At 64.0% G+C, this 7,465-nt stretch carries 8 protein-coding genes and 1 rRNA gene; 4 read left to right on the forward strand and 5 right to left on the reverse strand.

The window, feature by feature from the left end; all coding sequences use genetic code 11:
• Positions 1-37 precede the first annotated feature (37 nt).
• Complete coding sequence (locus J1M81_RS17175) at positions 38-1,516, reverse strand: carboxylesterase/lipase family protein (RefSeq protein ID WP_206498453.1); 1,479 nt, start codon at positions 1,514-1,516, stop codon at positions 38-40.
• Positions 1,517-1,656: 140 nt separating this feature from the next.
• On the opposite strand from J1M81_RS17175, the gene J1M81_RS17180 reads away from it, so the two are divergent.
• Positions 1,657-2,349: a Tellurium resistance gene (locus tag J1M81_RS17180; protein WP_032369113.1), complete on the forward strand. Its 693-nt coding sequence runs from the start codon at positions 1,657-1,659 to the stop codon at positions 2,347-2,349.
• Between the two features lies 1 nt (position 2,350).
• Here the strand turns inward: J1M81_RS17180 and J1M81_RS17185 are convergent, their stop codons facing one another.
• Positions 2,351-3,442: a DNA polymerase IV gene (locus J1M81_RS17185; protein ID WP_206498454.1), complete on the reverse strand. Its 1,092-nt coding sequence runs from the start codon at positions 3,440-3,442 to the stop codon at positions 2,351-2,353.
• Positions 3,443-3,476: 34 nt separating this feature from the next.
• Here J1M81_RS17185 and J1M81_RS17190 point away from each other — a divergent pair, with 34 nt between their 5' ends.
• Positions 3,477-3,905, forward strand: a complete 429-nt coding sequence (locus J1M81_RS17190) for a DoxX family membrane protein (RefSeq protein WP_230593324.1) — start codon at positions 3,477-3,479, stop codon at positions 3,903-3,905.
• Here J1M81_RS17190 and J1M81_RS17195 read toward each other — a convergent pair.
• The gene (locus tag J1M81_RS17195; protein WP_206498455.1) at positions 3,899-4,891 is read right to left on the reverse strand and encodes an isopenicillin N synthase family oxygenase; all 993 of its coding nucleotides are present in this window, start codon (positions 4,889-4,891) and stop codon (positions 3,899-3,901) included. The two genes, J1M81_RS17190 and J1M81_RS17195, sit on opposite strands and share 7 nt — an antisense overlap.
• An 86-nt stretch (positions 4,892-4,977) precedes the next feature.
• Between J1M81_RS17195 and J1M81_RS17200 the strand changes: the two genes are divergently transcribed.
• Both J1M81_RS17200 and J1M81_RS17205 read left to right on the forward strand, forming a co-directional pair.
• Positions 4,978-5,646 carry an SIMPL domain-containing protein gene (locus tag J1M81_RS17200; protein WP_206498456.1) on the forward strand — a complete coding sequence of 223 codons (669 nt, stop codon included), beginning with the start codon at positions 4,978-4,980 and terminating at the stop codon, positions 5,644-5,646.
• A 24-nt stretch (positions 5,647-5,670) separates the two neighbouring features.
• A complete protein-coding gene (locus J1M81_RS17205) occupies positions 5,671-6,420 on the forward strand; it encodes a YqjF family protein (protein WP_241258200.1) in 750 nt (249 codons plus the stop codon).
• Here the strand turns inward: J1M81_RS17205 and J1M81_RS17210 are convergent.
• Both J1M81_RS17210 and rrf read right to left on the reverse strand, forming a co-directional pair.
• Positions 6,399-7,001 carry a DUF6188 family protein gene (locus J1M81_RS17210; protein ID WP_206498457.1) on the reverse strand — a complete coding sequence of 201 codons (603 nt, stop codon included), beginning with the start codon at positions 6,999-7,001 and terminating at the stop codon, positions 6,399-6,401. The genes J1M81_RS17205 and J1M81_RS17210 overlap by 22 nt on opposite strands.
• Positions 7,002-7,136: 135 nt before the next feature.
• Positions 7,137-7,253 (reverse strand): 5S ribosomal RNA (rrf, locus tag J1M81_RS17215).
• Between the last annotated feature and the right edge of the window lie 212 nt (positions 7,254-7,465).

The raw sequence follows: 7,465 nt of genomic DNA on the forward strand, positions 1-7,465 counted from the left end.
GCACCGGTGGTACGGCATGTACCACCGGTGCTGTCGTCTACCGGATCTCGTCCCACAGCTCCCGCTGTGCCGCACGAGGATCCTGCACCGAAGCCGACTCCTCGTCGAACGTCATGACCGTTCGCTCCGACCCGTACGGGGCCCAGCCCGGGTCGCCTGCCGTGACAAAGTCCACCCAGGCGCGGTGAGTCCGGTCGGCGAGTTTCTGCGGAGGGTTCGGCCCGAGGAGCAAACCTCCGGTGCCCTCGGCGAGGTTGTCGAAGACGAACGGGATCTCGATTGCATGGCAGGCACCCAGCTTGCCCTCGTACGACGATGACGGCCAAGCGAATTCGTACATATACGTCGCGCAACCCGAACGAGCCTCGGCGATACGGATGACAGGAATTCGGAAGAACCAGTCGGTCATCGCGGCCATCATGACCTCACCTGCGGTGGCGTCGGGTGTGTCGGCGCGGTAGAGCTCGAGCACCCGGTCTGCGTCGGCACCCATGCCCGCCATGGCCATGCGCAGCAGATTCTCGTCGATGTGCCGGAACACGCCGCTGGGTACGAAGAACAGCGCGTGTTCGTCGGAGTTGGATCCGACCATGATCTCGACGTCTGCGGTCGAGCCGGCGGCGATCGCATCGATCGGCCGGGCCGGCACCACGTCCCCGTCGATGTGCGGCTCGTACGCCATGACATTGAGGACCAGCTCGCCCCACAGACGCGGATCGGGTTGCTTGGCAATACGATTCGACAGCGCGGTCTGCGCGGCCGTCAAGTCCACCACCGGCACCGAACCGAAACCGTCGACGGTGGGTTCCACACCGAGGTCCGACGCCAACGCCGCGGTGACCTTCTTCGCGGTCTCCTCCGTCAGCACATGGTGCCCGCCGCCGCTCTGCAGGATGGCGCGGCGGAACAGCCCCTTCGCGCGAGGCATCGACAGCAGCGTGCCCACACTCATCGCGCCCGCCGACTCCCCCGCAACCGTCACCTGGGCGGGGTCGCCGCCGAACGCCGCAATGTTGGCGGCCACCCATTCGAGCGCCGCAACCTGATCCAGCAGACCGCGGTTGGCGGGCGCTCCGTCGATCGCCAGGAATCCGTCGACGCCCAATCGGTAGTTGATGGTGACGCACACGATTCCGTCGCGGGCGAAGGCGGTGCCGTCGTACGTGGGTACCGCGCCGCTGCCGTTGGTGAACGACCCACCGTGAATCCATACCAGTACCGGCAACCCCGCAGCCTCGACGTCGGGCGTCCAGACATTCAAGTTCAGGCAATCGTCTCCGTCGATCGCCACCTCGGACAGAATCTGGTCGATCGGGCTGGGAAATCCGGGCTTGGGAGCCGTCGGGCCGAATTCGGTGGCCTGCCGGACGCCCTCCCACGACTCGGGTTGCTGTGGTGCCTGGAAGCGGTGTGCACCGAAGGGCGGTGCCGCGTACGGGATTCCCTTGAAGGCGCTCACCCCCGCAACTGTGCGACCACTGAGTTTCCCTTGCGCGACCTCTACGACCGGGTTCATCGGTTCCTTTCGGTTTCGAACGTGAGAACTCCATAGTGCACTCCCGGCCCACGTCGTCGACCCCGGTTGCGGTTATTCTCGACGGACCGCCCAAACCGGACATCGCGATCCGGAACTCGACCGTTTCGGAAGGCTCCACGATGGCCATCGACTACACCCGCAAGCCCTCTCAGCCCGCCCAGCCCGCCGCGTCGGTGAATCTGAGCAAGGTGACGCTGTCCAAGGCGTCGCCCACCATCAGTTTGACCAAGTCCGGTGAGAAGCAGGGGTCGATGCGGGTGAATCTCAACTGGTCGAGCGGCGCACCTGCCGCGCAACCGAAGAAGAAAGGCTTTCTGGCGAAGCTGGCCGCCGCGTCGTACGGCACCGGAGGGGTGGACCTCGACCTCGGCTGCCTCTACGAGCTGCGGGACGGTTCCAAGGGCGTCGTTCAGGCACTGGGAAACAGCTTCGGTTCGTTGCAGCAGCCGCCGTTCATCGCGCTCGACGGCGACGACCGCTCGGGTTCGGTCAGCGGCGGGGAGAACATGCACATCAATCTCGCCGACCCCGACAAGTTCACGCGCATTCTGATCTTCGCGATGATCTACGACGGCGCGCCCAACTGGGCTGCGGTCGACGGCGTGGTGACCCTGTACCCCACCAGCGGTCCACAGGTGGAGGTTCGCCTGGACTCGGCCGAGAACTCGGCACGGATCTGCTCGATCGCGTTGCTGCAGAACACGTCCGCCGGGATCACCGTGACGCGCGAGGTGGAGTACATCCAGGGCAGCCAAGCCGATCTCGACAAGAAGTACGGCTGGGGAATGAAGTGGGCTGCCGGCCGAAAGTGAACTAGGACGCTGGTTTCGGCTGCGGCGGAACCATTTCCAGTCGCACACCGATCAAGCGAACCTCTCGGCTGTGGTCGAGCCGATCCACCAGCGCCACCGCGGCCGACGTGAGAATCGCAGAATCGAAGGTAGGCGGGCCCGCGATCGGGGCGCTGACGGTATGCGTCTCGAAGGGCACGTACCGGATCTTCAGTGCCGCGCGGACCGCAGGCCGGTTCTCGCTTTCGATGTCTGCGAGCACCTTCGACGTCAAATTCGCGACCTCGTCCCTGATCACGGTCCAGTCGGCGACGTTGGTCTGGAACGTGACTTCCCGACTGTGTGATCGCGCGACCCACGGTTCGGACGTCACCGGGGACAGCTCGATCCCCCTACCCTTCGTACCGAGCCACGGCCCGATCTTCGGCCCGAACGCCGCGGCAAGGTCTGCGTCGTCCGCATCGGCCAATTCACGGACGGTGGTGATACCGAGTGCAGCAAGCCGGGTGGAGATCTTCTTGCCGATTCCCCACAGCGCATCGGTGCCGCGCTCTCCCATCACCTCGTACCAATTGTCCTGGGTGAGTTGGTAGATACCCCGAGGCTTGTCGAAATCGGTGGCGATCTTCGCTCGAAGCTTGTTGTCCCCGATCCCGACCGAGCAATGCAGCCCGGTCGCATCGAACACCGCGTCGTGCACGGTCCTGGCGAATGTCCTCGGATCGTCGGTCTCGACGCCCAGAAAGGCCTCGTCCCAGCCGATCACCTCCACCACCACCCCGAGGGAACGCAGCGTGTCCATCACCGTCGCCGACGCCTCGTCGTATGCCGGCTTGTCGACGGGAAGAAAAACGGCGTCGGGAATCTTCTTCGCTGCGATCCGCAGCGGCATTCCGGATCCGACGCCCTTCGCCCGTGCCTCGTAGGACGCCGTCGACACCACCCCACGCTCGGTCGGATCTCCCCTGCCGCCGACCACCACGGCTTTGCCCACGAGTTCGGGGTTCCTCAGCACCTCGACCGCTGCGATGAATTGGTCGAGATCGACGTGCAGTACCCAGCGCCGCCGAGTGGCATCGGTCGACGCATGCTCGGTCGTGGTGGTCCCGGTCATGGTCACCAGTGTGCCCGTGGTGTCTCATGGCGCAATGACGAAATCGATATCTCGGACCATCGGCCGGATCGTGCTGGGAGCATTTCTCGTCTTCGCCGGTCTGAGCCATCTGTTCTGGGCACGCAGCACCTTCGCGGCCCAGGTACCGACATGGATGCCCGTCGACACCGACTTCGTCGTCCTGGCTTCGGGCGTCGTCGAGATCGTTCTCGGTCTTGCGCTCCTGTTCTGGACTGCTCGCTCAGCGCTCGTGGGATGGGTGGTGGCCGCCTTCTTCGTCGCCGTCTTCCCGGGAAACATCTCTCAATTCGTCACGCACACCGACGCGTTCGGTCTCGACTCCGATGCCGCACGCGGCATCCGACTGCTGTTCCAACCCCTTCTGATCGTGTGGGCGCTGTGGTGCACCGGTGCCTGGGCACAGTGGCGCGCCTCGAGTGGACGTCGCAACCGGCGTCACTGAGCGGAGCTGTGCCCGGCCGGAACGATGCCATGGTGCAACAGAGCCACGTCGGGATGTGCGCGCGTACGGGATTTCCACGCATTCTCCCCGTAGGTGTCGTAAATGGGGTTGTCGGGATCGTCCTCGACCCCACGTGAGTGCCGTGCCAGTTCCGGTGGCAGCGTGATGATCGGTACGACGGCATCGAGTGCCGGACTGAGGAAGTACGGCACCGATACCCGGTCGGTACCCGGCCCGGGGGCAATCACCCGATGCCGTGTCGCGCGGAGGTAGCCGCCCGTCGCCACCTCCAACAGCTCACCGATGTTGACGATGAACGCGCCCTCCAGAGGAGGTACATCTACCCAGGTATCCGCTGCCGTCTCCACCTGCAGACCGACCGAGTCCGGTTCGACCAGGAGCAGGGTCAACACCCCCGAATCCTTGTGCGCACCCACGCCCTGCGAGTGATCCGGCGTCCCCGGGTAGCGCACCACTTTCATCAACGTTGCCGGCGCAGTGCCGAACGCGTCGTCGAACACGTGCTCGTCCGCGCCGAGAGAGGCCGCCCAATGTCGGAGCAGCGCGAGTCCGATCTGCGACACCGAACGCTCCCACTGCTCGAACGTCTCGCGGAAGCCCTCGGGTTCGGACGGCCACAGGTTCGGTCCTTGCAGATTCCAGTAGCCCTGCGCATGCTCGATCGCCGGCCGTTCGGGACCGATGTCGATCTGCTCGCGCCAATCGACCCGACCGTTGGTCAGCTCGCCGCCCACTCGCGAATAGCCGCGAAAGTGTGGGCTCTTCAGTTGACTGATCTCGTCCTTGACGGCGTCGGGCACCGCGAAGAATGCCCGCGCCGAACGCAACACGTCGGCCATCCGGTCGGTGCCGATGCCGTGTCCGACGAGGTAGAAGAATCCCGAGTCGTGGGCTGCCTCGCGCAGAGCCCGTCGGAAGGTCTGTGGGTCGTGTTCGGACGACTCGAGATCGAGAACAGGGAGCATGACCCGATTGTCCTCCGCACCTGACGCGTCGGCCAGCAGTGTTGAGATTCGATGAATCCCCGTGCCCGGATGCCAGACTGGACGCCATGAGCTCGGAAGCACTCGACATCACCGTCGTCGGTCACGGCGAGGTGACCTACCCACCCGAACAATGCACGTTGTCCCTGACGGTGCGTACCGACGGCCGCAGCGCCGAGTCCGCGTCGGAGCCTGCGGGGCAACTCGTACGTGAGCTCACTCGCCTCATCGAACCCCTCTACAACAGTGAACACGGGCCGATCGATCGATGGACCATCGATCAGGTTCGGCGTTCCCGTCACCGCCCGTTCAATCAGGACGGCGAACAACTTCCGTACGTCTACCAGGCCGAGGCGTCCGTCGAAGTGAAGTTCAGCCAACTCGACCTGGTGGATGCCTTCGTGTACGCGGCATCCGCTCTCGACGGGGTCTCGATCGACCACTTCGACTGGGACCTCACCGAACCGAGCAGGAAAGCCCACACCCATGAGGTCCGCGAACGTGCAGTGCAGGATGCTGTGTCCAAGGCAGAGGCCTATGCGTCGAGCCTGGGAAGGGTGACTGTGACGGCCGTGGCCGTTGCCGATCCCGGACTGCTGACGGGGTCTGCCGAACGCGGCGTCACCGAGCCGTCCCACCGCATGCTTGCCGCACAATCCGGGCCCGCCGCGTTCGCCCTGAAGCCCGAGAACATCACGATCTCCGCCAGCGTGCACGCCAGATTCACCGCCTCCTGACGTGGCGCGCCTACCCTCGACATCATGAACCGCGACGATGCCCGACGCCTCTGGCCCCGGCCACCGCTGTTGCCTCGTCCGATTCTGATGGACCAGCGGTGGGAACGACTCGCCTTCCTGCACTGGCGAGTACCGAGTTCGGTCGTAGCGCCGCTGTTACCGGACGGGTGCGTACCGGACGAGTTCGACGGTTCGTCGTGGGTCGGTCTCATCGGGTTCCACATGGTCGGTGCAGGTCTCGGATATCGGCACCCGGTGCCGTACTTCGGGACCTTCGGCGAGATCAACGTGCGGCTGTATTCGATCGACGCAGAAGGTCGACGCGGTGTCGTCTTTCGCTCCCTCGAGGCGACCCGACTCGCAGTAGTTGTGGGCACCAATGCCGCACGTATCCCCTACCGGTGGGCATCGATCGATATCGACGACGATCAACGAGCAATTTCCTACCGAAGCCGACGGCTGGCACCGCCGAAACGCGGTGCGACGACGGACTTCGGCATCGTGCGGGGCACACGCGACATGTCCGACGACCCGCTGGCGGTCTTCCTCACCGCTCGGTGGGGACTGCACACCGCGCTGGGCGGGCACCTGCTGTACGTGCCGAACGTGCATCGACATTGGGCCCTGGTCGACGCGGAACTGACCCACTGCTCGGATCAATTGATTGCCGCTGCGGGTCTTCCGGGGGTCAGTACTCGACCACCCGACTCGGTGCTGTACTCGGACGGTGTCGCAACTCAGTTCGGCAAGCCCTATGTGGTGCGTGGTCGGTAGAAGATGACGTGCCCCGACGACAACTCGACGACCCAGTCCCCGCCCGCGTCTGAACTTGCAGTAACGCTCTCCCGCAGCACCAAGTAACCCGCGTCGAGCGGTAGATCGAAATTCAGGCGAGTTCCGTCGGAGAATTCTACGGAAGCATCGTCGCCGGTCGAGATGCGAACAACCGTCGCACCGATCGAGGGCAGACCCTCCCGAGTGGATTCTTCGTCGCTTCGGTGCGGCGGTGCCGGCCACGATTCGACGGTGCCCCCGGCACCACTCAGAACGGTCGACCCGTCGGCCGCACAGAATTCCCACGACTCGACCTCTTGTCGTGGATGGGCCACAACCCGAGTCCGTCCGTCGAACGTCAGACGAAGAACACCGGATTCGTCGAACTCGGCTTCATCGCAAACGACACCGAGCAACACCGCGAACGCCCTGAGTCCCTCGAATTGATTGTCTTCGTCGACCACAAGATCGTCGACGACGACTTCACTGAACGCGACAGTGGCACCGCTGTCGAATTCGACGGTCAGGTCGAAATCGAGGAGAACCTTGCGGACGCGCTGGCCGTCGACGGGAAGTTTCATCGAAGACGACTGTGCCACACGAAACCAGCACGGTACACAGTGCGTACGCGTTCTTTCGATTGTGTTGTGTGGGTGCTGGGTTCGAATGCAAAATGCCCCTGACCACGCGAGGTCAGGGGCATTTTGGGATGTTGTGTTCGGCGGTGTCCTACTCTCCCACACCCTGTCGAGTGCAGTACCATCGGCGCTGGAGGGCTTAGCTTCCGGGTTCGGAATGGGACCGGGCGTTTCCCCTCCGCTATGGCCGCCGTAACTCTGCGAAACAGTGTCACGAGCGGTCTCAGTCGGAGAACACATCCCCCACATATTGTCGGGGGTGGTGTTTCGTTCTTGGACCTGTATTCGGTTGTGCTATCGAACAACTACTCGTGTGTTGTTTCAGATATTGCACAGTGGACGCGTAGCTTCTTTGTGGTAAGTCCTCGGCCTATTAGTACCAGTCACCTGCATACATTGCTGTACTT

Source organism: Rhodococcus sp. KRD175 (assembly GCF_017168275.1).
In the GTDB taxonomy this organism is placed as follows: Bacteria; Actinomycetota; Actinomycetes; order Mycobacteriales; family Mycobacteriaceae; genus Rhodococcoides; species Rhodococcoides fascians.